The sequence below is a fragment of the Chryseobacterium shigense genome (genome assembly GCF_900156575.1).
Taxonomy (GTDB): Bacteria; Bacteroidota; Bacteroidia; order Flavobacteriales; family Weeksellaceae; genus Chryseobacterium; species Chryseobacterium shigense.
Genome location: NZ_FTNY01000003.1, coordinates 215,516 through 239,831, shown reverse-complemented (window position 1 = coordinate 239,831; position 24,316 = coordinate 215,516). Strand labels below are relative to the sequence as shown.

Here is a 24,316-nt window from a genome sequence, read left to right as displayed (position 1 = left end):
AATCTGTTATCTGATGTCTAAAATCTAATTTAATCTTTTATTCTCAGAAATTCTTTCGCCAGTTCAATCATTTTTGGATCACCCGTGTATTTTCCATGTTCGTCGGAAAGTTTTACGGTTGGGATCCATTCTTTATTCTGGGCCTGGACGCCAATTAATTTCATGACTATATTCATAGGTTTTAAGCCTACGTCATTGGTAAGATTGGTCCCGATTCCGAAAGATACGCCAATCTTTCCACGGCAATAATTGGTAATTTCTTCCACTTTTTCCAGATTCAGAGCATCGGAGAAAATAATGTATTTAAATAAAGGATTGATTCCGTTGTTTTGGTAATGCGCGATTGTTTTGTCTGCAAATTCCAGAGGATCACCGCTGTCATGACGAACGCCGTCAAACAGTTTTGCAAACTTCTTGTCAAACTGCTGAAAGAAAACATCCGTAGTATACGTATCGGAAAGGGCAACTCCAAGATCACCTCTGTACACATCTACCCAGTGTTCCAGAGCAAGTTCGTTCGCCATTTTGAATCCATATTCTGCTGCATGGAACATAAACCATTCGTGAGCGTGCGTACCTATTGGCTTTACGCCGTATTTCATCGCAAAATGAACGTTGGAGCTTCCGATGAAAGTGGAAGGTTTGTTTTGCGTTAAAGCTTCCATCACCAGATTCTGTACCTTATACGAATGTCTTCTTCTGGTCCCGAATTCCGCGAAATTTACACCAAGTTTTGCCAGCGAATCTGCTTTTTCAAGAGTTCTGCTCATGACGATATCATTAGAATCCCTTTCCATATGGTTCATTTCGTAATGAAGCTCACTGATTAAAGCTAATAATGGAACTTCCCAAAGGATTGTTCTGTACCAGAGTCCTTCCACCGTTACAGATAGCTCGCTGCCTTCCTGATGAATTTTTACCTCGGAAGGATCATAATGATAGCCTTCCAGAAAGTCAAGATAGGGCAGGTCGATATAAGGACAGGTTCTTGCCATGAATTTTTTTTCATCCTTGGTAAGTTTCAGCTCGGCCATTTTGTTGACGGCTTCTTTTAAAGCAGCATCAAAGCCTTCAGGAAACTGGTGTTTTCCTCTGTTGATGAATTCATATTTTACAATAGAACCTGGAAATAATTTCACCACCGCATTCTGCATGGTTATTTTATAGAAATCGTTATCCAGGATAGAGTTTAATCGAACGTCGTACATAATATGTGTAATTTTAACGCAAATATAGGTATTTAAAATAAAAACCGCCTAAATGTAAGGCGATTTTTTTATTTATCAGTGGATTTCTGTAGGTTACTTCCCTAAATAAGAATTGTACATCCATACTTCTTTTTCCTGTTCTGTGATGTAGTCGCTCATCTGGGAATTCGTTCCTTCATCTCCTGCTGCATCCGTGATGTCCAGAAGTTCTCTTTGTAAGTCGATTACCACTTTGAAAGAGTTCAGAATAAGTTCTACGCTCTTATTGGCATCAGTAACTTCTTTACTTTCCTTAATCGTTGATACTTTTAAATAGTCTGAGTAATTGTGGGCAGGAGTTGCGCCTAGGGTCAAAATTCTTTCTGCAATTTCATCAATCTTCAGGACCAGGCTGTTATATAATTCTTCGAATTTCGGGTGAAGGGTAAAAAACTGTTCCCCTTTAATATTCCAGTGAGAACCTCTTGTGTTCTGATAGAATACTGAATAGTTGGCTAAAAGGACGTTAAGTTTTTCTGAAATGTTTTTACAGTCGGCTTCTTTCAGGCCGATAATGCTTGCATTTTTCATATGTTTATTTTTTTATACTAACAAATTTAGAAAATATTGTGCCGAAAAGCTTTCAAGGCTGATAGAAGATAACTATCAGAAAGTTTTTTAAAATAGTTTGGAAGTATAATTAGGGGTGGCTGGAATTCATTAGTAATCATTATTCGTATGTAAGTTTTGTATAAAATGATCATTTCACGATACCTTATTATATAGGAATTAGTATACCGATTCAAAAATAGGATAGTTAAAATTATAGAATAAAAATTTTACAATTATTTAACAGAGAGTCTCTCAGGAAAAATACTTTTCTTTTTTTTGCTTTTTCTCAATGCACATCAGGGGTCTGTAAATTATCTCATCAGAGGCAACTTCTTTTTTATGTAAGTGTTTGATTTTAATTTTTATATAAGTTTTTGTAGATTGGAAAAATATTCCTATTTTTGCACCCTAAAATAAAAAGCAATTAAATGCCTACTATTCAACAATTAGTAAGAAAAGGAAGAGTCGCACTCACCAAGAAGAGTAAATCGGCTGCCCTTGATTCTTGTCCACAAAGACGAGGTGTATGTACGAGAGTATATACTACCACTCCTAAGAAACCTAACTCTGCACTTAGAAAAGTTGCAAGGGTAAGACTTTCTAACGGGAAGGAAGTCAACGCCTACATCCCGGGCGAAGGACATAATCTTCAAGAGCACTCGATAGTATTGGTACGCGGCGGAAGGGTGAAAGACCTACCGGGAGTACGTTATCATATCGTAAGAGGAGCATTAGACACTGCAGGTGTTAGTGGAAGAACGCAGAGAAGATCTAAGTACGGAGCTAAGAGACCAAAACCAGGTCAGGCAGCAGCTGCACCAGCTAAAGGAAAGAAAAAATAATCATTAAATAAGGTACAGAAACAATGAGAAAGACAAAAGCGAAAAAAAGACCGTTGTTACCAGATCCGAAATTTAATGATCAATTGGTAACAAGATTTGTAAACAATTTAATGCTAGACGGTAAGAAGTCTATCGCATTCAAAATATTCTACGATGCATTAGACCTTGTAGAAGCTAAAAAAGGAGAAACTGAGAAAACAGCCCTTGAAATCTGGAAAGATGCATTAACTAACGTTATGCCTCACGTAGAAGTACGTTCTAGAAGAGTAGGTGGAGCTAACTTCCAGATTCCTATGCCAATCAGAGCTGACAGAAAAATTTCTATGGCAATGAAATGGTTAATTCTTTACTCTAAAAAGAGAAATGATAAGTCAATGGCTTTGAAATTGGCTAACGAAGTAGTAGCTGCTTCTAGAGAAGAAGGTGCTGCTTACAAAAAGAAATCTGATACTCACAAAATGGCGGAAGCTAACAAAGCTTTCTCACACTTTAAATTCTAATTAGAAATGAGTAGAGATCTTAAATTTACAAGAAATATTGGTATCGCTGCCCACATTGATGCGGGGAAAACTACCACTACAGAAAGAATCTTATTCTATACTGGGGTAAACCACAAAATTGGAGAAGTTCACGATGGTGCTTCTACAATGGACTGGATGGAGCAGGAAGCAGAAAGAGGTATTACCATTACTTCTGCTGCTACAACTTGTTCTTGGAATTTCCCAACAGATCAAGGTAAAATTTTACCTGAAAGTAAGCCTTACCACTTCAACATCATTGATACACCGGGACACGTTGACTTTACAGTAGAAGTAAACAGATCTTTAAGAGTATTAGATGGTTTGGTATTCTTATTCTCTGCAGTAGATGGAGTAGAGCCTCAGTCTGAAACAAACTGGAGACTTGCTGACAACTATAAAGTTGCAAGAATGGGATTCGTAAACAAAATGGACAGACAAGGTGCTGACTTCCTTAACGTGGTAAACCAGGTTAAGACAATGTTAGGATCAAATGCAGTTCCAATCGTTTTACCAATCGGTGCTGAAGAAGATTTCAAAGGTGTTGTAGACTTAATTAAAAACAGAGCGATCATCTGGGATGAAGCAGGACAAGGAGCTACTTTCGAAGTAGTGCCAATTCCTGAAGACATGAAGGCTGAAGTTCTTGAATACAGAGAGAAACTGGTAGAAGCTGTGGCTGACTACGATGATACTTTGATGGAGAAATTCTTCGAAGATCCGGATTCAATCTCTGAAGACGAAATCAACGAAGCTCTAAGAAAAGCAACTATTGATCTTTCTATTATCCCAATGACTTGTGGTTCTTCATTTAAGAATAAAGGAGTACAGTTTATGTTGGATGCAGTATGTAAATACCTGCCTTCTCCATTGGATAAAGACGATATCAAAGGTACTGATCCTAGAACAGATCTTGATATTACAAGAAAACCAGACGTAAATGAGCCGTTCGCAGCTCTAGCATTTAAGATTGCTACTGACCCATTCGTGGGAAGATTAGCATTCTTCAGAGCATACTCTGGAAGACTGGATGCAGGTTCTTATATCTTGAACACCCGTTCAGGAGATAAAGAAAGAATCTCTAGAATCTATCAGATGCACGCTAACAAGCAAAATCCTGTAGAATATATTGAAGCAGGAGATATTGGTGCAGCGGTAGGTTTTAAATCTATCAAAACTGGTGATACTATGTGTGATGAGAAACACCCGATCGTTCTTGAATCGATGGTTTTCCCTGATCCGGTAATTGGTATCGCTGTTGAGCCTAAAACTAAGGCTGACCAGGATAAAATGGGTAACGCTCTAGCTAAATTAGCTGAAGAAGATCCTACATTCCAGGTTAAAACTGACGAAGCTTCTGGTCAAACGATTATCTCAGGAATGGGTGAACTTCACCTTGATATTCTTGTAGATCGTATGAGAAGAGAATTCAAAGTTGAAGTTAACCAGGGTCAACCTCAGGTAGAATACAAAGAAAATCTTACAAGAGTTGCTCAACACAGAGAAGTTTACAAAAAACAATCTGGTGGTAAGGGTAAATTTGCTGATATCGTATTTGAATTAGGACCTGCTGACGAAGGTAAAATTGGTTTAGAATTCATCAATGAGATCAAAGGTGGTAACGTTCCTAGAGAATTTGTTCCTGCTATTGAAAAAGGCTTTAAAGCTGCAATGAAGAACGGTCCTTTGGCTGGTTTCGAAGTTGAAGGGATTAAAGTTGTTCTTAAAGACGGATCTTTCCACGCGGTGGATTCTGATGCTCTTTCCTTTGAAATGGCTGCTAAATTAGGATTTAAAGAAGCGGGACGTGCTGCTAAGCCAGTAATTATGGAGCCTATTATGAAACTGGAAGTTGTAACTCCGGAAGAATATATGGGTAACATCATTGGTGACCTTAACAAGAGAAGAGGGACAATCAGTGGTCAGGAAGAGAAAAATGGAGCTGTTGTAATCAAAGGTTCTGTTCCACTTTCTGAGATGTTTGGATATGTTACGACTCTAAGAACACTTTCATCAGGAAGAGCTACTTCTTCTATGGAATTAGAGAAGTATCAGGCTACTCCACAAAACGTTGCTGAAGAAATCATAGCTAAAGCAAAAGGTTAATTTTTTAAATTAGAAAAATGTCACAAAGAATCAGAATAAAACTAAAATCTTACGATTACAACTTGGTAGACAAGTCTGCTGAGAAAATCGTAAAAACGGTAAAGGCTACTGGTGCTGTTGTAAACGGACCAATTCCATTGCCTACCAATAAGAGAATCTTCACAGTATTGAGATCTCCGCACGTAAACAAGAAAGCAAGAGAGCAGTTCCAGTTATCAGCTCACAAGAGACTAATGGATATCTACTCTTCTTCTTCTAAAACGGTTGATGCTCTAATGAAATTAGAGTTACCAAGCGGTGTAGACGTTGAAATTAAAGTGTGATAAATGCATACTTTGCAATGATAATAGAATCCGTCCCTTTTTAGGGGCGGATTTTTTTTGTAGTTCCTTCAAGTAAAAATGAAGAAAAAGACTATTTTTTCTTTCAAAAATAAATAAGGATTGACTTTTTTTTCATTTCGTTATTTCTACCCATAATTCCAATTTAGAACCGGACCTCTAATGATGCTCCGGTATCGTTAATGGATCCTTATAGCATCTGTAGAGCCATTTGTAATCTGATAATGATTAATCAAATTGACGTGAGATATGTCAGCTGCTTTTATTTATTTAGAATCATTAAAAATAATAATTTTGCAAAAAAGTATCAGATGAATAAAGTAGTATCCTTTTCTCTGCTTGTATTAGGTGGGGTTTTTGTAAGCGCACAGCAAGTGAATGATTCTATTAAAAAATCAAAAGAAATTGATGAAGTAGAATTATTTGGTGAAAAAAAGAAACAGCCGGTAGGCTTAGAAGCCATTACCAGACTTCCTTTAAAAACCAGAGACCAGATCCAGAGTATTTCCGTGATTTCCCATAAAGCGATTGAAGAGCTGGGAGGTCTTACCGTTACTGATGTAGCCAAAAACGTACCGGGTGTTACCCTGTTTTCCAGCTATGGGGGAGGAAGCGAAAGTATGTCTATCAGAGGGTACCGTGGAGTACCGGTACTGAAAAACGGAGTTCAGATGGATTCGGACTTCCGTACTGCAGGAATGATTACAGATATGCAGGGAGTAGAAAGCATCCAGGTTATTAAAGGATCTGCGGCGGTGAGCCAGGGAATCGGAAACGGTTTAGGTTCTGCCGGGGGAGTTATTAATGTAGTGACCAAAAGACCACAGTTTATTGACCAGACCAATGTAGGATTCCGTTACGGAAGCTGGGACTTTTACAGACCTACGGTAGACTTTCAGAGAGTCTTGGATTCTCAGGGAAAAGTAGCCGTAAGATTCAATGGGGCTTATCAGAAAAACAATTCATTCAGAAGCCATGTAGAAGGAGAGAGAATTTATGTTAATCCTTCCATAACCTATCGTCCGGATGATAAAACGGACATCAATGTAGAGATGGATTACCTTCATGATAACCGTACCCCGGACAGAGGAACCATTAATACCGCACCTGGTGATGTAGAAGCATTGTACCATATGCCCAAAGGTAAATTTTTAGGATATACTTCTGATTATTCAAAAACAGAAACATTTAACTTTGCCACTACGGTAGTGCGTAAGCTTAATGATCAATTGAAGGTAAGAGCCGCTTTTATTAATTCAAACAGCAGTTCAGACAGCGAAGCATCGTCTATATCATTACCTACCGGAGAAACGAATTATAATATAAGACAACATACGATAGGGAAGTCTCAGGGAGAAGATATCAACAAAGTTTTACAGTTAGACTTTATTGGGGAACAGATCAAAACAGGTTTTATCAGTCATACTTTCCAGGTTGGATTTGACTGGAGAGAAACAAAAACCTCTACTGTGACTTATGAAGCATACAAAAATTCCATTGCACCTGAAAACTTAATTACTGCCCGCCCGACCAAAATCGGAGGTATAAATTATGGCGCTAATCCTCTGGATATTTTTGATGTGGTGAACGGAACAATACCTAACCAGATTCCTACCAACGTAGTTTATAAAAACCTGGGACGTTCGAATCCAATCCTTACTCCAAGCATCGGTGCTATGGCACAGGATGTAATGTCTATCGGAAAATATGTGAAAGCCCATTTGGGATTAAGATACAGCAGACTGAACGGATCTGCCAATGCAACCGTAGATACCTGGAATCCTTCCTTTGGATTGATTGTTTCACCATTTCAGAATGTTAATGTTTTCGGATCGTATACTACGACGACCTCTTTAAGATCTTCGAACAATATTCTTCAGGCAGGAGGACTGGTTGGAGCATCGCATACCAAACAGTGGGAAGCAGGGATTAAATCGGACTGGTTTAATGAGCGTCTTAGATTCAATGTTACCTTATTTGATATTAATACAGATAACCTGTCATTCCAGATTCTGGATAAAAATTATCAGCCAATAAAAGATAATCAAAACAATATTCTTTACGGACTTGCTGGTAACCTGAAAAGAAGAGGAATGGAAGTAGAGCTTATCGGAAGAATTCTGCCAAACCTTCAGATCATGTCCGGATGGGCGTATCTGGATGCACAATATCAGGACAGCCCTGCGTACATCAACGGTTCTGCTCCAATGAATGCTCCAAAACATACCGCAAACGGATGGTTGAACTACAAATTTATTACAGGCGCTTTAACAGGTCTTGATGTAGGAGCCGGAATCTATTATGTAGGAAAAAGACCAGTGGATGAATGGACTCAAAAGACCTTTACCGCAGGCCATCTGAATAGTGTGGAGGCAGGTAAGAAACCTTTTGATATGCCAGAATATACCACAGTAGATGCTCAGGTAGGATACACCCTTAAAAACGGAATGGGTCTAAGAGTATTTATGAATAACATCTTCGATTCAGTAGGATACAGCTCTTATTTCAGAGGAGGCTATATTGATCAGATTCAACCAAGAAACTTTGCCGTACAGGTAAACTATAAATTCTAATCAGCAAAATTATTCATTATGAAAAATGTAAAAACAATATTCTTAGCCCTTGCTCTTGGTGTAGTATCCGTGGCATGTTCAGGAGACAAAAAGAGAGGCATTGATTATAATCAGTTCAAAACTGAAGTGCAGCTTACTCCGGATCAGACGAAAAGCTTTGATGAAATCACTAAAAAATACCAGGATCTTCAGGAACAAAATTTCCAGGCTGCCAAAGCACAAGGTGGAAATATGGACCGTGTGGCATTGGGAATTAAAAGTGAAGAACTGAGAGCACAGCAGTCTGTTGAAATGTCAAAAATTCTGGATGGACCACAGATGGAGAAGTTCAATACCTTCGTGGATGAAAATTCAAGAAAAAGACCGAGATACGATAATGCCCTTCTGGAAAGAATCAAAACTGAAGGTCAGCTTTCGGAAGAGGAGTTCAAAGTAGTGAACGCAGCCAACGATGCATTTGAAAAAGCCTTTAACGATGCCCACGATGTATACCACGGAAATAATGATCTTGCCAAAGAATACTGGGAGAAATTTGATGCTCAGAGGAAAGCAGCGATCAAGACCGCACTTACGCCAGAACACTATACGAAATTTGAAGAGATCGTAAAAGATATCAAGTTTAAAGGAAGAAAATAATCAGGTTTTAAACTTTAAAGAAACATTCATATCAATTTTAATTAGAAAACATTAAGGCAGTTATTCCTGTCTTAATGTTTTTGCTATTAAGCCCTAATGAAATCATTATTTAAAAGCCTTTACAGGAAGCGTAGAAAAAATGAATCCCTCATTAAATATCTCATGTGGATCATCCACCTCTGGCTCGGACTTCTATCAAGTATCATTGTGTTCGTGATGTGTCTTACCGGATGTCTCTATGCTTTCAAAAACCAAATGATAGACCTTTATAACAAAGACAAGGTATATATCACTTCCGGCTTACAGATGGCCAAAACTCCGGACCAGATCCAGGCTGGATTGTTGAAGAATGGAAAAGAGCTTACTGCGCTGCTGATTCCTGAATCTGAAAGCAGAAGCTATGTGGTTTCCTACCGTGAGCATCAGTTGGATAAAAGTTCATATTATAATCAGTATACCGGTCAGATTCTTGGCCAGGCAGACACAGGAGCCAATCAGTTTTTTGAAGTCGTTCTCGATATTCACAGGAATCTGATGATGGGAAATGCAGGTCGCCAGATTGTAGGAGCATCTGTATTGATGTTCTGTGTGTTGATTATTTCAGGATTTGTTTTATGGCTCCCTAAAAAACTGAAATTTCTAAAGCAGGGATTAACGGTAAAGTTCAAAGCAAAGTTTCAGCGCGTGAATTATGATCTGCACAATACACTGGGCTTTTATACCTTTTTGATCCTTTTCTTCATCGCTGTTACCGGGTTGTACGTGACCTATCCGTGGGTGAAAAACGGTCTCATTGTAAGTTTAGGCGGCTCATCAATTGATCGTATCGCCGAAGAGAACAATGCCGACGATCCTTTTGGAGGCCTCCTTGAAGATATGCTTCAGAAGCAGGACGAAAAAAAGAACCTTAAAAATACAGAGGCAATATCTATTGATAAAATTCTGGAGCTTTCCGATAAGCAGCTTCCTTACCATGCTGTTACCAGTATTGAGCTTCCCAACAAAGAAAATCCAAGATACGTAGTCATCAAGACCAATACCCAAAATTTTCTCGGGATGATGCTCCCGGATGAAGTGACCTTCGATAAAACCGGAGTTTTTAAAACCAGAGAACTCTTCTCCGACAAACCATTGAATAAACAGTTCACAGCACTTGCAAAACCACTCCATACAGGAGAGATCATGGGCTTGCCAAGCATTATTCTGTACTTCATTGTTTCATTAATTGGGTGCTCCTTACCCGTGACGGGATTTCTGATTTGGTGGCATAGGTTGAGGAAGATGAAGTAAGGGTTTGCTTTTGGAGATTAAAGTTAGAAACTACAGTTATCTATGTTAAGGTGTTAAATCTTGATATGGATGCTTACTGGAAACTTTGACCTGGATCAGTTCCTTCAAAAGACAACCGAATCCTCAAAGCGGAATAGTATTTCCATCTTCAGACTTTCCTCTGCAAGTCCTGCAAATATCCCTGATTTTCTTACTTCCGAATCAAGTTAATTCAATACATTTAATCATTAAAAGAATTGACATCATGAGCCATAAAAACAATAACCTTTTTGAAAAATTTTCCGACTGGGCCACTAAATTTACAGGTAGTTCTTACGCATTTATCGGAGCAGTACTGGTGGTTGTGATATGGGCAGCGTCAGGTCCTGTTTTTAAGTATTCTGAAACCTGGCAGCTTGTCATCAACACCGGAACCACCATCATCACTTTTTTAATGGTATTCTTAATTCAGAAAGCCCAGAACAAAGATTCAAAGGCGATCCAAATCAAACTCAACGAGCTTCTGGCCGCTAATGAAAAAGCGAGCAACAGAATTGTGGATATTGAAGATCTTACTGAAAAAGAACTGGATCAGCTTCATTGCTATTATGAAAAACTCTCTGATTTCGCAGAAGAAGATGAGGATATTCATACCTCACATTCCATAGATGCAGCGAAAAGAAATCAGAACTACAAACACGATTTCTTTAAACATAAACATGAAGAATGGCTGCAAAAACAGGCACAAAAAAAGGAATCGAAATGATTCCTTTTTTTTATATGCCTTTAAAATTATCTTTTCAGAAAATATCCGAAATAACTGCAGCTTCCCGCCAGTCCTTTCGCTGTTTCCGTGTCTGCATACTGGGATTTCAGCTGGGCAAAATAGGTTCTGTATTTCTCATTCCTCATATGATCCAGTTCGGTCTGATGAGCCTGTTCCTTTTCGGAATATTTCGGATCTGAATAGTTAACAGTCGATGCATTTTTCGCCTCATACTGGTAGTATTTTCCTTGTTCCGCGCTGGCCATCTGAAAGAGAATTCTTGCTCTTTGCTCCTTGTCTTTTGAAAGCTTCAGGCTTTTTTGATAATAATTGATCGCGAGGTCAAAATTATCCGGTTCGATATAAGTAGTGTACAGGAAGTTCTTGTAATAATACTTGTAAGGATTCTTTCGATCTGTATTCCAGAAATCATATTTTCCGCCGTTGCTGTTGTCGATATCCATCACAAACAATTGACGGTAATATCCTAAACTTGAAGTATTGTACAGTAAGTTTCCGATCAGCTGACTCGCTTTTGCTGCCTTTTCATCTGTTCCGTTGCTGATCTTTTTAAGCTGGATCAAGGCATCGGCCAGTTCCAGTTTATTCATATTGTTCTTAATAAAAGGGAATCCTGAATAATCTTCAGCAGTCATGCTTTCAGTTTCCGCACTACCGAAACTCTCCCATACATTATGTCCGAAAACAAGATCAGAAATTCCTCTGAATCCATTATATTCATCAGCGGTATACTGTTTTGGAGTGATTTTTTCGCCTTTGTCTGTCCAGTCATAATTCATTCTTGGAATTCCTGCAAAGCCCTGAGCTTTTTCATAATAGGATTTAGCCTTTTCAAAGTCTGCCTGTCTCATGGCTCTGTCTCCGTAAATCGTACTGAAGAAAGCATCAATATTTCCTACATTGTCCATATTCTTGGCGATGATCTGCTGTTCAAACCGGGTCTTATTCGGTTTCTTATAAAAGTCTTCAACACTTTTCACCAGACTTGAATTCGGGTTATACTGAAGATCCGAAAGTTTATTGTTCATCAGGAAAGATTTTCCGTCTTCCCCCTGTAAGAAATATCGGTTGGCAAGAACATCTTTAAGGAAATCTGCGGTAGATGGAGTTTCACCGTAATAGTCATAATCTGAAACGGCTGCAGTATCTTTCTTCACTTCTTTTTTTACGAAATATTCCGCATAATCTTTCATCAGATGATCTTCGAATTCTGCATCAATCTTAGGATGAGAAACGATATCGTTCAGAACTTTCATTCTTTTTATTTCTTCCAGGTATTCCGGATTGGTGGTTTTGATGTCTTCAAGAACCTCCGAACTTCCTTTATAGTCTTTTTTCAAAAACTTGAGATAAGCATCTGCGATCTGCCAGTATTCATCCTTGGATACTTTTTTGGTTTTTTCTGTGAATTTTTCAAGACTGTCCAGATAATCATTCGTTTTTTCATCATAGCCGTAGTTGGATTTCGTATAGAATGGAATTCTGTCCGGATTGTTCAACAGATCATCATCGCTCTGATCATTTTTATCTCCATTCACACGGTCAGATTTCGAACCTCCGAAAAGGTTTTTAAAGAATCTTACAATCTTCTGCCAGAATGAAAGTTTTTCTTCTTTCTTTACTTCTGCGGGTTCAGATTTTGCATCAACGGAACTTTTATTGTGGTCATCGGCATTTCCTCTCATGACATTCGGGCTGTCTGTAGCATCCGAAGTATAATAATAGATCGGAAGATAGCTTCTTTCAAGCTCATTGATGCTCCTTACGGCCATGACTTTCAGGATCTCAGAATCCGGGTTGATGTCATACATCTTCTCCATGATCGGAATAGGATCTGTGAACCCCTCATAACCTAGCAGGAAATACGCCATATTCTTTTCATCATTCGTTCCTGCTCTTTTCATGATATTACTGAAAGAAGCCGTGTCAGAAAGTTTCATCGACACAAAAGCCGATTCCTTTCGGTCTTTGCTGTTCATGAAAACCTGGAAAAAGTTCCAGTTGGCATCGCTGTTCATTTCTTTTCCTCTCTGCGCACCCGCAAGCTGATCAAGAGCCATAAAATAGACCGTCCCTTTTTGCTTGATCGGTTCTATATACGTTTTGAAAGCTTCCAGAGCTGCATCATAATTTCTGGTATAATGATTGAAACGTACGAGTTGATATCCGTAACGCTGTTTGATCTCAGGATTTCTGGTAGCATTATATAAAGAAGTGAGTGCATTGACTGTTTTTGCGTAGTCAATGGACGTGGCATTTTGGGACTTTGAAGGGCTGCTGTAAAATGAGTCAGGACTTTCAACATAGTTAATGCTCATATACGGCTCAAGATATTTGGCTTCAATTAAATAATCGATGCCTTCCTTATACTTTTGGTAGAATCCGGTCCCCAGTTTCTGCAATAAAGGATTGTTTGGAGTTCCGTTTTTCAAAGCATTAAGATCATTCATGCTGATCTTGTATACCAGATTTTCTGTCTCTGCGTAGTTCAGTTGATTATTGAAGAATTTTTTCCACGTTTCAATATTGTCGTCAGGAATCGTCATATTCTTATAATCGCCATAGAACCTGTTCGAATACGTGAGCAGGAAAGGGAGATAAGATTTGTCTTTGATGATACTCTGCGTAAACAGATTGAAATATTCATAATCCGGATCTGACCATGCGCAGGCATCAGATTGGGTATAAAAAAGCGACAGGACTGCCAGTGAAAGAATATACTTTTTCATATTGTTGAGAGGTGTTTTTTATTTTTATAATTAATTTCATGATGATTGCAAATCTTCATCATCTGTTGAACCATCGGATGGTAAAACTTTAAAAAGTTCGGTTACTTACAAATTTACTATCTAATTGATAATAAATTACATTAAAATTCGGGATTTTTTTCTCCAGGAAATGAACAACCTCTTGTAATTGGTCATCCGATATTTCTTCCACCTTGATCCGGAAGGCCTTGCTTAAAAAACTTCCAAAATAGAAACCGTCTTTGCTGATTTCAACCTCGTGATCTGAGATCTTTTTAAATGCAGGATTTTCCAGATCTTTTCGCGATAAAGCATTAATCAGTTTATGCTTTTCAAGGTGATTGGTGACAATTCCCCAGGAATAAATCGGCAAAGCCACTTCAATTTTTTTAATGGGATAATCTTCCAGTTTGGAGAGGTAGCTTTTTAAAATCGCCACATCAAGGATAGAATTCTTGTCGGAATTCTCCAGTGGTGAAGAAGTAGAGTAGCACATCAGATAAACCTTTTGTACAGGGGGAATTCCGGTTTGGCTTTTGTCTTTGACCTGATGGAGACGAAGGGTGCAGGTAATCTCTTTTTCGGAGACTCTTTTCAGTTCTTTTAAAAATTTAAAATAATCATCTCTTGTTCCCGCTGTCCAGTCACAGTCGATCTGAATTTCATTGTTCATCTTCAAGCCATATTCTTTAGCTTTTTTCTGAACCAGATCATGAATGCTTTTCGCAAGAAACCGGATCTCTTCTGCTGAAATACGGTACATAGACTGATTGGTAATAAACACTGTTGGTACGATCTGCTTATTAGTTTGGAAACTGTTATCCTTGGTAATTACAGCAACCGGTTGAAATTTTCCGGCCGATTTATCAATGTCAAAAAATCTTGTGTATATATAAGGAACGGTAGCCTGATCCAGTACTTTTTTCTCTTGCTGATCAAGTTTAAGGTTCGTCTTCCAGTAATAAAAAGTGTAAGGGTGGCTCTCCTTCCCGCCACAAGAAACTACAAGTAGGAGAACGAAAATAAATTTTAGTATTTTCATTCCTTGTACAGTTTACTTTCGCAGGTACACGTGTCGTTGGTAGCACTTTCCATGGAAGAGCAGCAGTCCTCAGATTTCCGGATATTTCCTTCTTTGTCTGTAAGGTAAATATTATCCTTATCAAATTTTACAAAAAAGGTTTCACCATATTTCTTAAAATCTACCTTCATTACCTTGGGATTGTATTTTCCGGCATTCACTTTTTCAGTAGTTTCAGTTCTGTCCGCCTGGTTGACCTGAACAAATCCAAAGTAAACATCACCGTTTTTCTTTACATCCAGATAATAGTGTGGTGTTCCCGATCCACTGTACCCTTCCATAATGTCAAAACTTCTTTGCCCCACAAAAGGAACTTTTGTTTGCGCAAAAGACAAAATGCTGACGCATAGGATCACTAAGCTGAAAATCTTTTTCATATATTTTTCTTCAAAAGTAAAAATATTTAAGCAAAAATTAAACCGTAAAAACCCGGTGATTGGCTGTTTCAGATAATTACAGTAAACTATTTTTTTTAAACCACAAAAGTCACAAAAGTTTAAAAAACACTTAAGATTATTTGAAGTATAAAGTCATGAGGTAAAGAAGTACACTTAAATTTTATGGAAATCTTTGATTTTCTGCTGATGTGATCTTACTATTTTCAAAAGGTGAAAAAAATTTTCAACTCAAGTGTCCTTAAGTGTTTAAAAGAACAAATAACTTTTATAGTTCAATTTAAGTAGCACAAAAAAATAGAAAGACCACTCCAAAGCGGAGTGGTCTGTATGTAATTGAGTTGAAATTCAGATTAGAAAACAGTTGCAGCTAATTGAATTCTTGCATACTTATTCGAAGGATTCCACATGGCCATCATAGAAACCGGAAGACTGTAATGCTCCGTAATTTTGACGGTCTTTCCTGCTTTTACCCCAACGTTGACAATATCAAAGCTGTTTTTGCCGTTTCCGTAAAGGAAATATCGGTCGTTCAAAGCAAATCCTGCACCTACGAAAGCATCCAGATTTACCTTCTCTCCGGTAATCACGGGATAACTTGCCTGGATATAAGTAGAATATTTATTCTTTTTGTAGCTTCCGTCCGGCTCCAAAACAACTTCTCCTGCATTGGCTCCCCCATACAGCATGATGTCTGCTTCTATGTTAATCGGGAAAGAAGGCCCGAAAGTATAGTTCGTTCTAAGGTCGATAATATGGGCTGTTCTTCTCTGTGAATAGCTGAAAATATCGTCTGCAGCAACGGCAGTATTAATGTTTCTTGAGTTATACAGATCCCAAAGTCCGATATAAAAACGATTGTGGGAGTATTGAATGTAATAATTGATCTCCTTGTAATGAGTGCTATCCTTATCATCAACTAATGCTGAAGCGCCCCAGATCCCAATCTTCCATTTCTTTTCAGAATCTAAAGCATAAGAAAGGTTTCCCATTACTACAGGTTTATCTGTAATAATCAATCCTCTCCACAAGTGGTTGTTTTGAATATTTGCAGTGAAATCCAGTCTGTTGCTTTTCGGAGTTTCTCCGTTCTCTTGAGAGAATAGTTTCCCTGTGCCCAAAATGATCAGGCATGCTGTTTTTAAAATTTTCATCGCGTATTTTTTAGTGTATTATTCCATAGAGAACGGCCGCAATAATACAGCCGATGACAGGACCCGCAACCGGAATCCAGGCATATCCCCAGTCGCTGCTTCCTTTAACGGGAAGGATAGCGTGCATGATTCTGGGCGCTAAATCTCTGGCCGGATTGATGGCGTATCCTGTAGTACCCCCTAAAGATAAGCCGATGGCCCAAACCAGTAAAGTAACAGGAAGTGCCCCTACAGAACCAAGTCCAACTTTAGCAGTGGGATCAGCATTCAGAGAAATGCTTGGATCTGAAAAGTGAAAGATGACAAACACCAGGACAAAAGTCCCTATGATCTCACTGATGAGATTGGAAAAAGTATTCCTGATAGCCGGTCCGGTACTGAAACAGGCCAGTTTCGCTCCTTCATCTTCCGTAATTGCGAAATGGTCTTTGTTAAAAAGCCAGACAAGGAAAGCACCAAGCATTGCACCGAGCAATTGTGCGGCAATATAAGTGGGAACTAGGTCCCATGAAAATTTTCCTGCAACAGCCAGCCCAATCGTTACAGCCGGATTCAGATGGGCGCCACTAGCCGGGCCGGCAATGGTAACCCCTACGAAAACAGCCAACGCCCAGGCTGTCGTAATGACGATCCATCCTGAATTGTTTCCTTTAGTATCCTTTAAGACAACATTGGCTACAACACCGTTGCCTAATAATATCATAAGCATTGTGCCTATAAGTTCTGCGGTAAATGGGTTCATGAGTAGTTTTTATTTAAAGATTTAATCTTCGATCCAGCTTTGGGAACGCTTCACGGCTTTGTTCCAGAAATGGATCATACGGTCTGCTTTTTCTTTATCCACTTTCGGATTGAAATCTTCATCCACCACCCATTGAGCCTGGATTTCATTAATGTCTTTCCAGTATCCTACGGCTAAACCTGCCAGATAAGCTGCTCCCAGAGCAGTAGTCTCAAGCGTTTTTGGTCTTGTAATTTTGAATCCGAAAAGATCAGACTGGATTTGCATCAGAAGATCACTTGCAGAAGCACCGCCATCTACTCTAAGTTCCAGACTTGGTCTTCCGGAATCCGCTTCCATGGATTTCACGATATCATAGACCTGGAATGCGATTCCTTCCAACGTCGCTCTTGCGATATGTCCGTTGGTTGTTCCGCGGGTTACCCCTACAATCGTTCCTCTTGCATACTGATCCCAGTAAGGAGCTCCTAATCCCGTAAGGGCAGGCACAAAATAAACACCTCCATTATCTTCAACACTTGCTGCGAGATCGTTCACTTCTTCTGCGGAACGGATCAGTTTCAGGCCATCTCTCAGCCACTGGATCGCTGCACCGCCTACAAATACACTTCCTTCAAGAGCATAGTTTACTTCTCCATTGATTTTCCATGCAACAGTCGTTAGCAGGTTGTTTTTAGAAGAAACGGCTTCTGTTCCCGTATTCATTAATAAGAAACATCCTGTTCCATAGGTATTCTTGACCATTCCGGGGGTGATACACATCTGCCCGAACAAGGCTGCCTGCTGATCTCCTGCAATTCCTGCGATTGGAATTTTAGTTGAAAATAAAGTAGTGGCTGTTTCGCCATAGATTTCACTGCTTTGTTTCACTTCAGGAAGTACAGATCTCGGAATGTCAAACAGGTCTAAAAGTTCCTGATCCCATTCTAACGTATGAATGTTCAGAAGCATTGTTCTGCTGGCATTGGAAACATCGGTGATGAACATTTTTCCACGGGTAAGTTTCCATACCAGCCATGTATCTACCGTTCCGAAACATAATTTGCCTTCTGCCGCTTTTTCTCTTGCTCCATCTACGTGATCCAGAATCCATTTCAGTTTGGTAGCAGAAAAGTAGGCATCCAGAACAAGTCCTGTTTTCTCTTTGATGGTTTCAGCGTGGCCCTTTTCTTTTAATTCGTCACAGTATTTTGAGGTCCTTCTGTCCTGCCATACAATAGCATTATAGATAGGCTCGCCTGTTTCTTTATCCCAAACTACAGTTGTTTCACGTTGATTGGTAATACCGATAGCAGCTACTTCCAGTCCGGAAATGCCTGCTTTGGCAATAATCTCTGCGGCAACAGATATCTGGGATGACCATATTTCGTTCGGATCATGCTCTACCCATCCCGGAGTAGGGTAGATCTGTTCAAAATTTTTCTGGGAGATATATTCAATAGCTCCGCTGTGATTGAATAAAATAGCTCTAGAGGAAGTCGTACCCTGGTCCAGAGCGAGAATCAATTTTTCCTTCATACTGCAAAGTTTTAATTATGAGTAATAGTTTTGGGAGAGTAAGGGGTTAATAAATAGCCCTGGGCTAAATCAATAAATTCTTTTTCCTGTTCATTGGCCCATTCCTGAGAATATCCTTTTTCTTTGGCAATAAGCTGTGCGATGGTATGGGCACTGTCGATCGCGGCCCTTGCATCTAAAAATAAGAGTCTGACTCTTCGGGCGAGAATGTCTTCTATAGTTTCTGCCATCTCATGTCTCAAAGCCCATACTGCTTCTGCGATGGTAAAGCCATGGTCCGGATGTATTTTCTGAGCATAGTGAGGATCGCTGTTCTGTAATGATTTTATAGCGGGAATATCGGATCCGTATACATACAGATGACTACTGCGGTCAACCAGTTCCGCTTTCATATTACCGTGGATGGACAGGTTTTCTGTTTGAGAAGGGCCTCCGTTTAGGTGAAGAATCTCTACAGCTTTGTCAATAGTATCTTCTGCCATTTTACGGTAAGTAGTCCATTTTCCGCCAATGATGGAAACCAGTCCGGTATCGGAAGTAATGACTTTATGGCTTCGGGAAACTTCTTTTGTGCTTTTGCCTCCTTCTTTTGGGGCGGCCAGCGGTCGTAATCCTGCGAACATCGATTTTACATCTTCTCTCGTTGGTTTCTTCGCTAAATATTGTCTTGCGGTATTTAACACGAAATTGATTTCAGATTCCAGAGCATGGGGTTCAAAGCTTGGGTTTTCCAGAAGGGTGTCTGTAGTTCCTACCAATGCTCTGTCATGCCAAGGGACCACAAAAAGAACTCTTCCGTCTGATGTTTTAGGGATCATGATAGCATCATCACTTTTCAGAAAAGATTTATCTAATACCAAATGGATGCCCTGACTTGGAACAACAAATTTACCATGCTTAGGGTTGTTCATATTCAGAATGTCATTCGTGAATACCCCCGTTGCATTGATCACTGCTTTTGCACGAAGTTCATAGTGTTGGTTTGAAAACTGGTCTTGTGCTTTCACGCCATTTATTTTGCCGGAATCATTTTTCAAAAGTCCGGTTACCTTCATATAATTCACTGCGCTTCCTCCTTTTTCGATCAGCGTCTGGGATAAGTTGATGGCTAATCTTGCATCATCAAACTGTCCGTCCTGATACACCACACCGCTAGCAAGGTTATGTTGTTCTATTGTCGGCAGCTTTTCAATGGTTTTAGACTTGCTGATGTATTTTGTTTTCCCAAGACTTAGCTTTCCTGCAAGAAAGTCGTAGATAGACAATCCTATTTTATAGTAGATTCCGCCCCACCAGGTGTAATTAGGAATAATAAATGACTGGTTTTTGACTACATGTGCTGCATTTTGGGCCAGGAGTCCTCTTTCTTTCAGGGCTTCTTTCACCAATCCTACATCTCCCTGCGCCAGATATCTTACGCCACCGTGTACCAGTTTGGTGCTTCGGCTGGAGGTTGCTTTGGCAAAATCGTGGGACTCAAGGAGCAAAGTTTTAAATCCTCTGCTGGCTGCATCTAATGCTGAGCCCAGACCACTGGCTCCACCTCCGATGACAATAAAGTCCCATTCCTTTACATTGGTCAATTTACTAATTTCTTCGTTTCGTTTCATAAATGTTTCGTTTATGTTTCGTTTTCAAATGTATAAATTAAAAATGAAACTAAAAAGAAAATAAATGAAATTTTATGGGTCTCGGAAAAAAATGGTATTTTTGATGAAAGAATCAGAATGGAAAAGTTAATACCAAGGCACGATGATATATTAAAGGAACTCGATGAAAAGGGGCATGTTCTCGTACAGGATCTGTGTGAGAAGCTGAATGTTTCGTCGGTTACGGTTCGAAAGGATCTGAACTATCTCGAAAGCTTAGGATTGCTTTTCCGAAACCATGGAGGGGCAAGCAAGCATGTAAGGTATGCTTATGAAAGGAATGTGGATGAGAAGGAAAACATCAATGTTGAGGCTAAACAGAATATTGCGAAAGGGGCTCTTCAGCTCATTCAGGAGAATGACTGTATTATACTGGCATCCGGAACAACAATGCATTATCTTGCGAGAATGCTGGTGAACTTTGGTCCGCTTACGGTTCTTACCTCTTCTCTGAGGGTTGCTTTGGAGCTTTGTAACAATCCCAATATTAATATTATTCAGCTCGGTGGGGAGGTGAGGAAGAGCTCTACTTCTATTGTAGGATCTATTTCTGAAACGATTCTCAGGCAGTTTTCCTGTAATAAGCTCTTTCTTGGGGTAGACGGGATCGATTTGGAATTTGGGATCAGTACTTCCAATGCTGCGGAAGCGCATTTGAATCAGCTGATGATCGAATGTTCCGAAAAAGTGGTTATTCTGGGTGATTCTTCTAAACTGAATAAAAAAGGATTCGGAAAGATCGCTCCGTTGGATAAAATAGATTATCTGATTACGGATAGTGGTATTTGCGATGAGGATAAAGCAGGATTAGAGGAAATAGGGGTTTCGGTGATCGTAAAATAAACTTCGTGTTCATTTCTTTTTTAAAATCAAAATAATTTCTCTGAAAATTTCATCCTGATTTTTTCAAAAACATCTAAATGATTAAAAATCAAAATATTTTACATGAAATATTTGCCAGTTCTAAAAATATTCATAAATTTGCACACTCCATTTTAGGGGCGTAGTATGCCTATATCAAAAGTAGAAATTACTTCAGACCTCCTAAAAATGTAGAAACAGAAAGATAAATTTTATTATAACATAAACAATGTCAGGTATTATTGGTAAAAAAATCGGTATGACGTCTTTGTTTAACGAAGAAGGAAAAAACATTCCTTGTACAGTTATTCAAGCCGGTCCATGCTCGGTTTTACAGGTCAGAACCATTGAAAAGGACGGCTATAAGTCAGTTCAGTTAGGTTTCGATGACAAGAGTGAAAAGAACGTAGGTAAAGCGTTAGCTGGCCATTTCAAAAAGGCTGGTTCTGCTCCAAAAGCTAAGTTGGTAGAATTCTACAGAGAATTCGTAGACGAAGTGAAAGTAGGAGAAGAAGTAAAGGTTGATTTATTCGCTGAAGGTGAATTTGTTGACGTAACAGGTACTTCTAAAGGTAAAGGTTTCCAGGGTGTTGTTAAAAGACATGGCTTTGGAGGTGTAATGCAAGCTACTCATGGTCAGCACAACAGACTTAGAGCTCCAGGTTCTATCGGTGCTGGATCGGATCCTTCAAGAGTATTCAAAGGAATGAGAATGGCGGGTAGAATGGGAGGTAAGCAGGTAACTGTACAAAACCTTCAAGTATTAAAAGTGGATCAAGAACAAAATCTTTTAGTAGTAAAAGGTGCTGTTCCGGGAGCTAAAAATTCTTATGTAATTATCAGAAAATGGAACTAGTAGTATTAAATACATCAGGAAAGGAGACCGGAAGAAAAGTAACTCTAGACGAATCAGTATTCGGAATTGAGCCAAATCAGCACGCGGTTTACCTAGAAGTTAAACAGTACCTTGCTGCACAAAGACAAGGGACTCATAAATCAAAGGAAAGAAGCGAAATTACTGCTTCTACCAAGAAGCTTAAGAAGCAAAAAGGATCTGGTTCTGCTAGATATGGTGATATCAAATCTCCAACTTTCAGAGGTGGAGGTAGAGTATTCGGACCAAAACCAAGAGACTACAGATTCAAATTGAACAAAGCTCTTAAGAGATTGGCTAAAAAATCTGTTTTATCTCAGAAAATGAGAGACAACAGCATCAGAGTAATGGAAGATATGAGCTTAAGCGCTCCTAAAACTAAAGACTTCATCTCTATCTTAAATGCTTTGGCATTGAATGATAAGAAATCTTTATTCGTTCTTCCTGAAGCTAACAAGAATGTATATTTATCTTCAAGAAACCTACCTAAAACTAAAGTAATGAACTTCAACGAAATTAGTTCATATGACTTAATGAATGCAGGTGAGATCGTATTCTTAGAAGGTGCAGTTGAAAAATTCCAGGAAAATTTAAAGAAATAAATCATGTCACTTATTATTAAACCAGTTATTTCAGAGAAAGCAAACTATCTTACAGACTTAAGAGGTGCTTATTCTTTCTTAGTTGATCCTAGGGCGAATAAAATCCAGATCAAGAAGGCTGTACAAGAAGCTTACGGTGTGAAAGTAGCAGACGTTAGAACCATGATTTATGCGCCTAAAGTTTCTTCAAAGCATACTAAAAAAGGTCTTCAAGTAGGAAAGACAAACAAATTGAAAAAAGCGGTTATCACTCTTGCAGAAGGGGAAGTAATCGATATTTTTGCTGTAAATTAATTATTAATTATAAATAATAGTAATGTCTGTTAGAAAATTAAAACCTATCACCCCAGGACAGAGATTCAGAATTGTAAACAATTTTGAGGAAATTACTACCAACAAACCAGAGAAGTCTCTAACCGTTGGTATTAGTAAGTCAGGTGGACGTAACCAAACTGGTAAAATGACCATGCGTTACACCGGAGGTGGACACAAAAAGAAATACAGAATTATCGACTTCAAAAGAAACAAGCATGATGTTGAAGCAACGGTAAAAACTGTAGAATATGATCCAAACAGAACTGCATTTATCGCTTTATTAGAGTACGCAGACGGAGAGAAGAGATATATCATCGCTCCAAACGGTATCAAAGTAGATCAAAAGGTAGTTTCAGGTGAAAGCGTAGAGCCGAATATCGGTAACGCAATGAAATTGAAAAACATTCCATTGGGTACTGTTATTTCTTGTGTTGAAATGAAACCTGGACAAGGGGCAATTTTAGCAAGAAGTGCTGGTTCTTCAGCTCAATTAACTTCAAGAGACGGAAAATATGCCATCATCAAATTGCCTTCAGGAGAATCTAGAATGATCCTTACTGAATGTTATGCAATGATTGGATCTGTTTCTAACTCTGATCATCAGTTAACTGTTTCAGGTAAGGCTGGTAGAAGCAGATGGTTAGGTAGAAGACCTAGAACTAGACCAGTAGTAATGAACCCTGTAGATCACCCAATGGGAGGTGGTGAAGGTCGTTCTTCTGGAGGTCACCCAAGATCTAGAAATGGTATGCCTGCTAAAGGTTACAAAACCAGAAAGAAAAACAAAGCGTCTAACCGTCATATCATATCTAAACGTAAATAATTATGGCAAGATCACTTAAAAAAGGACCATTCATTCATCATACTTTAGATAAGAAGGTTCAGACAAACATAGAGTCTGGTAAGAAGACAGTTATCAAAACTTGGTCTAGAGCGTCTATGATCTCTCCAGACTTCGTAGGACAAACTATTGCTGTACACAACGGGAAATCTTTTATCCCTGTATATGTTACAGAAAACATGGTTGGTCACAAGTTAGGCGAATTTTCTCCAACAAGATCTTTCAGAGGTCATGGTGGTAATAAAAACAAAGGAAGTAGATAATCATGGGATCAAGAAAAAGAGAAAGTGCATTAGCACGTAAATTAACAAATCAAGATGTAGTAAAAGCATTACATAACGATTGCCCTTCTTCTCCAAGAAAGATGAGATTAGTAGCTGATATCATCAGAGGCGTAGAAGTAGACAAAGCTTTATACATCCTAAAATATTCTAAAAAAGACGCTTCTAACAAGTTAGAAAAAGTCTTACTTTCAGCAATGGCCAACTGGCAAGCTAAAAACGAAGGTGCTGATATCGAAGAAGCTAATCTTATCGTTAAAGAAATTTTTGTAGACAGTGCAAGACAATTGAAGAGACTAAGACCAGCTCCACAAGGTAGAGGGTATAGAATCAGAAAGAGATCAAACCACATTACATTAATCTTAGGTAATAAAGAAAATTAATC

At 38.9% G+C, this 24,316-nt stretch carries 24 protein-coding genes; 15 read left to right on the top strand and 9 right to left on the bottom strand.

Features of this window, described 5'->3' with window-relative positions:
• Positions 1 to 29: 29 nt before the first annotated feature.
• Entirely contained in the window at positions 30 to 1,208 is a 1,179-nt protein-coding gene (gene pncB / locus BW964_RS10635; protein ID WP_076507053.1) for a nicotinate phosphoribosyltransferase, read from the bottom strand.
• Between the two features lie 93 nt (positions 1,209 to 1,301).
• Positions 1,302 to 1,778, bottom strand: coding sequence for a Dps family protein (locus BW964_RS10630; RefSeq protein ID WP_073330098.1), 477 nt, complete (start codon positions 1,776 to 1,778; stop codon positions 1,302 to 1,304).
• 449 nt (positions 1,779 to 2,227) lie between these two features.
• Between BW964_RS10630 and rpsL the strand changes: the two genes are divergently transcribed.
• From rpsL to BW964_RS10590, 8 genes are all read left to right on the top strand, one after another.
• Positions 2,228 to 2,641 (top strand): 30S ribosomal protein S12, encoded by a 414-nt coding sequence (gene rpsL / locus BW964_RS10625; RefSeq protein WP_027383325.1) that lies wholly within the window; start codon positions 2,228 to 2,230, stop codon positions 2,639 to 2,641.
• Between the two features lie 23 nt (positions 2,642 to 2,664).
• Positions 2,665 to 3,141 (top strand): 30S ribosomal protein S7, encoded by a 477-nt coding sequence (gene rpsG, locus BW964_RS10620; protein WP_028122161.1) that lies wholly within the window; start codon positions 2,665 to 2,667, stop codon positions 3,139 to 3,141.
• Positions 3,142 to 3,147: 6 nt separating this feature from the next.
• The gene (gene fusA / locus BW964_RS10615) at positions 3,148 to 5,265 is read left to right on the top strand and encodes an elongation factor G (RefSeq protein WP_076507052.1); all 2,118 of its coding nucleotides are present in this window, start codon (positions 3,148 to 3,150) and stop codon (positions 5,263 to 5,265) included.
• 17 nt (positions 5,266 to 5,282) lie between these two features.
• A complete protein-coding gene (gene rpsJ, locus BW964_RS10610) occupies positions 5,283 to 5,588 on the top strand; it encodes a 30S ribosomal protein S10 (RefSeq protein ID WP_002661363.1) in 306 nt (101 codons plus the stop codon).
• 329 nt (positions 5,589 to 5,917) lie between these two features.
• Positions 5,918 to 8,179, top strand: coding sequence for a TonB-dependent siderophore receptor (locus tag BW964_RS10605; RefSeq protein ID WP_076507894.1), 2,262 nt, complete (start codon positions 5,918 to 5,920; stop codon positions 8,177 to 8,179).
• 18 nt (positions 8,180 to 8,197) lie between these two features.
• Complete coding sequence (locus BW964_RS10600) at positions 8,198 to 8,815, top strand: hypothetical protein (RefSeq protein WP_076507050.1); 618 nt, start codon at positions 8,198 to 8,200, stop codon at positions 8,813 to 8,815.
• 96 nt (positions 8,816 to 8,911) lie between these two features.
• A complete protein-coding gene (locus BW964_RS10595) occupies positions 8,912 to 10,105 on the top strand; it encodes a PepSY-associated TM helix domain-containing protein (RefSeq protein WP_076507048.1) in 1,194 nt (397 codons plus the stop codon).
• Between the two features lie 244 nt (positions 10,106 to 10,349).
• Positions 10,350 to 10,850, top strand: coding sequence for a low affinity iron permease family protein (locus tag BW964_RS10590; RefSeq protein ID WP_076507893.1), 501 nt, complete (start codon positions 10,350 to 10,352; stop codon positions 10,848 to 10,850).
• Between the two features lie 26 nt (positions 10,851 to 10,876).
• On the opposite strand, the gene BW964_RS10585 is transcribed toward BW964_RS10590, so the two are convergent.
• The 7 genes from BW964_RS10585 to BW964_RS10555 all read right to left on the bottom strand — a co-directional run bounded on the left by BW964_RS10585 (position 10,877) and on the right by BW964_RS10555 (position 20,118).
• Positions 10,877 to 13,600, bottom strand: coding sequence for a hypothetical protein (locus BW964_RS10585; protein ID WP_076507046.1), 2,724 nt, complete (start codon positions 13,598 to 13,600; stop codon positions 10,877 to 10,879).
• Positions 13,601 to 13,688: 88 nt separating this feature from the next.
• A complete protein-coding gene (locus BW964_RS10580; protein ID WP_076507045.1) occupies positions 13,689 to 14,660 on the bottom strand; it encodes a hypothetical protein in 972 nt (323 codons plus the stop codon).
• Positions 14,657 to 15,076 carry a hypothetical protein gene (locus BW964_RS10575; protein WP_076507043.1) on the bottom strand — a complete coding sequence of 140 codons (420 nt, stop codon included), beginning with the start codon at positions 15,074 to 15,076 and terminating at the stop codon, positions 14,657 to 14,659. Before BW964_RS10575 ends, BW964_RS10580 begins: the two co-directional genes overlap by 4 nt.
• Positions 15,077 to 15,447: 371 nt before the next feature.
• On the bottom strand, positions 15,448 to 16,248 hold the full coding sequence (locus BW964_RS10570; protein ID WP_076507041.1) for a hypothetical protein: 801 nt from the start codon (positions 16,246 to 16,248) through the stop codon (positions 15,448 to 15,450).
• A 10-nt stretch (positions 16,249 to 16,258) separates the two neighbouring features.
• The gene (locus tag BW964_RS10565) at positions 16,259 to 16,990 is read right to left on the bottom strand and encodes an MIP/aquaporin family protein (RefSeq protein WP_076507040.1); all 732 of its coding nucleotides are present in this window, start codon (positions 16,988 to 16,990) and stop codon (positions 16,259 to 16,261) included.
• A gap of 21 nt (positions 16,991 to 17,011) precedes the next feature.
• Positions 17,012 to 18,508: a glycerol kinase GlpK gene (gene glpK / locus BW964_RS10560; RefSeq protein ID WP_076507038.1), complete on the bottom strand. Its 1,497-nt coding sequence runs from the start codon at positions 18,506 to 18,508 to the stop codon at positions 17,012 to 17,014.
• Between the two features lie 11 nt (positions 18,509 to 18,519).
• Positions 18,520 to 20,118, bottom strand: coding sequence for a glycerol-3-phosphate dehydrogenase/oxidase (locus BW964_RS10555; RefSeq protein WP_076507037.1), 1,599 nt, complete (start codon positions 20,116 to 20,118; stop codon positions 18,520 to 18,522).
• A 117-nt stretch (positions 20,119 to 20,235) separates the two neighbouring features.
• On the opposite strand from BW964_RS10555, the gene BW964_RS10550 reads away from it, so the two are divergent.
• From BW964_RS10550 to rplV, 7 genes are all read left to right on the top strand, one after another.
• Positions 20,236 to 21,000, top strand: a complete 765-nt coding sequence (locus BW964_RS10550; RefSeq protein WP_073330058.1) for a DeoR/GlpR family DNA-binding transcription regulator — start codon at positions 20,236 to 20,238, stop codon at positions 20,998 to 21,000.
• Positions 21,001 to 21,247: 247 nt separating this feature from the next.
• The gene (rplC, locus tag BW964_RS10545; RefSeq protein WP_034738787.1) at positions 21,248 to 21,874 is read left to right on the top strand and encodes a 50S ribosomal protein L3; all 627 of its coding nucleotides are present in this window, start codon (positions 21,248 to 21,250) and stop codon (positions 21,872 to 21,874) included.
• Positions 21,865 to 22,494, top strand: a complete 630-nt coding sequence (gene rplD, locus BW964_RS10540; protein WP_047454297.1) for a 50S ribosomal protein L4 — start codon at positions 21,865 to 21,867, stop codon at positions 22,492 to 22,494. The genes rplC and rplD overlap by 10 nt, the downstream gene beginning before the upstream one ends.
• A gap of 3 nt (positions 22,495 to 22,497) precedes the next feature.
• Positions 22,498 to 22,788: a 50S ribosomal protein L23 gene (rplW, locus tag BW964_RS10535; RefSeq protein WP_076507035.1), complete on the top strand. Its 291-nt coding sequence runs from the start codon at positions 22,498 to 22,500 to the stop codon at positions 22,786 to 22,788.
• 22 nt (positions 22,789 to 22,810) lie between these two features.
• Positions 22,811 to 23,632 carry a 50S ribosomal protein L2 gene (gene rplB / locus BW964_RS10530; protein WP_034702846.1) on the top strand — a complete coding sequence of 274 codons (822 nt, stop codon included), beginning with the start codon at positions 22,811 to 22,813 and terminating at the stop codon, positions 23,630 to 23,632.
• Between the two features lie 2 nt (positions 23,633 to 23,634).
• A complete protein-coding gene (rpsS, locus tag BW964_RS10525) occupies positions 23,635 to 23,913 on the top strand; it encodes a 30S ribosomal protein S19 (protein ID WP_034702850.1) in 279 nt (92 codons plus the stop codon).
• Between the two features lie 2 nt (positions 23,914 to 23,915).
• Complete coding sequence (gene rplV / locus BW964_RS10520) at positions 23,916 to 24,314, top strand: 50S ribosomal protein L22 (RefSeq protein ID WP_034702853.1); 399 nt, start codon at positions 23,916 to 23,918, stop codon at positions 24,312 to 24,314.
• Positions 24,315 to 24,316 lie beyond the last annotated feature (2 nt).

What these genes read in the sequence shown, in the direction of transcription:
- pncB (WP_076507053.1), bottom strand. Translation starts at nt 1,208, where the DNA reads ATGTACGACGTTCGATTAAACTCTATCCTGGATAACGATTTCTATAAA.
- BW964_RS10630 (WP_073330098.1), bottom strand. Translation starts at nt 1,778, where the DNA reads ATGAAAAATGCAAGCATTATCGGCCTGAAAGAAGCCGACTGTAAAAAC.
- rpsL (WP_027383325.1), top strand. Translation starts at nt 2,228, where the DNA reads ATGCCTACTATTCAACAATTAGTAAGAAAAGGAAGAGTCGCACTCACC.
- rpsG (WP_028122161.1), top strand. Translation starts at nt 2,665, where the DNA reads ATGAGAAAGACAAAAGCGAAAAAAAGACCGTTGTTACCAGATCCGAAA.
- fusA (WP_076507052.1), top strand. Translation starts at nt 3,148, where the DNA reads ATGAGTAGAGATCTTAAATTTACAAGAAATATTGGTATCGCTGCCCAC.
- rpsJ (WP_002661363.1), top strand. Translation starts at nt 5,283, where the DNA reads ATGTCACAAAGAATCAGAATAAAACTAAAATCTTACGATTACAACTTG.
- BW964_RS10605 (WP_076507894.1), top strand. Translation starts at nt 5,918, where the DNA reads ATGAATAAAGTAGTATCCTTTTCTCTGCTTGTATTAGGTGGGGTTTTT.
- BW964_RS10600 (WP_076507050.1), top strand. Translation starts at nt 8,198, where the DNA reads ATGAAAAATGTAAAAACAATATTCTTAGCCCTTGCTCTTGGTGTAGTA.
- BW964_RS10595 (WP_076507048.1), top strand. Translation starts at nt 8,912, where the DNA reads ATGAAATCATTATTTAAAAGCCTTTACAGGAAGCGTAGAAAAAATGAA.
- BW964_RS10590 (WP_076507893.1), top strand. Translation starts at nt 10,350, where the DNA reads ATGAGCCATAAAAACAATAACCTTTTTGAAAAATTTTCCGACTGGGCC.
- BW964_RS10585 (WP_076507046.1), bottom strand. Translation starts at nt 13,600, where the DNA reads ATGAAAAAGTATATTCTTTCACTGGCAGTCCTGTCGCTTTTTTATACC.
- BW964_RS10580 (WP_076507045.1), bottom strand. Translation starts at nt 14,660, where the DNA reads ATGAAAATACTAAAATTTATTTTCGTTCTCCTACTTGTAGTTTCTTGT.
- BW964_RS10575 (WP_076507043.1), bottom strand. Translation starts at nt 15,076, where the DNA reads ATGAAAAAGATTTTCAGCTTAGTGATCCTATGCGTCAGCATTTTGTCT.
- BW964_RS10570 (WP_076507041.1), bottom strand. Translation starts at nt 16,248, where the DNA reads ATGAAAATTTTAAAAACAGCATGCCTGATCATTTTGGGCACAGGGAAA.
- BW964_RS10565 (WP_076507040.1), bottom strand. Translation starts at nt 16,990, where the DNA reads ATGAACCCATTTACCGCAGAACTTATAGGCACAATGCTTATGATATTA.
- glpK (WP_076507038.1), bottom strand. Translation starts at nt 18,508, where the DNA reads ATGAAGGAAAAATTGATTCTCGCTCTGGACCAGGGTACGACTTCCTCT.
- BW964_RS10555 (WP_076507037.1), bottom strand. Translation starts at nt 20,118, where the DNA reads ATGAAACGAAACGAAGAAATTAGTAAATTGACCAATGTAAAGGAATGG.
- BW964_RS10550 (WP_073330058.1), top strand. Translation starts at nt 20,236, where the DNA reads ATGGAAAAGTTAATACCAAGGCACGATGATATATTAAAGGAACTCGAT.
- rplC (WP_034738787.1), top strand. Translation starts at nt 21,248, where the DNA reads ATGTCAGGTATTATTGGTAAAAAAATCGGTATGACGTCTTTGTTTAAC.
- rplD (WP_047454297.1), top strand. Translation starts at nt 21,865, where the DNA reads ATGGAACTAGTAGTATTAAATACATCAGGAAAGGAGACCGGAAGAAAA.
- rplW (WP_076507035.1), top strand. Translation starts at nt 22,498, where the DNA reads ATGTCACTTATTATTAAACCAGTTATTTCAGAGAAAGCAAACTATCTT.
- rplB (WP_034702846.1), top strand. Translation starts at nt 22,811, where the DNA reads ATGTCTGTTAGAAAATTAAAACCTATCACCCCAGGACAGAGATTCAGA.
- rpsS (WP_034702850.1), top strand. Translation starts at nt 23,635, where the DNA reads ATGGCAAGATCACTTAAAAAAGGACCATTCATTCATCATACTTTAGAT.
- rplV (WP_034702853.1), top strand. Translation starts at nt 23,916, where the DNA reads ATGGGATCAAGAAAAAGAGAAAGTGCATTAGCACGTAAATTAACAAAT.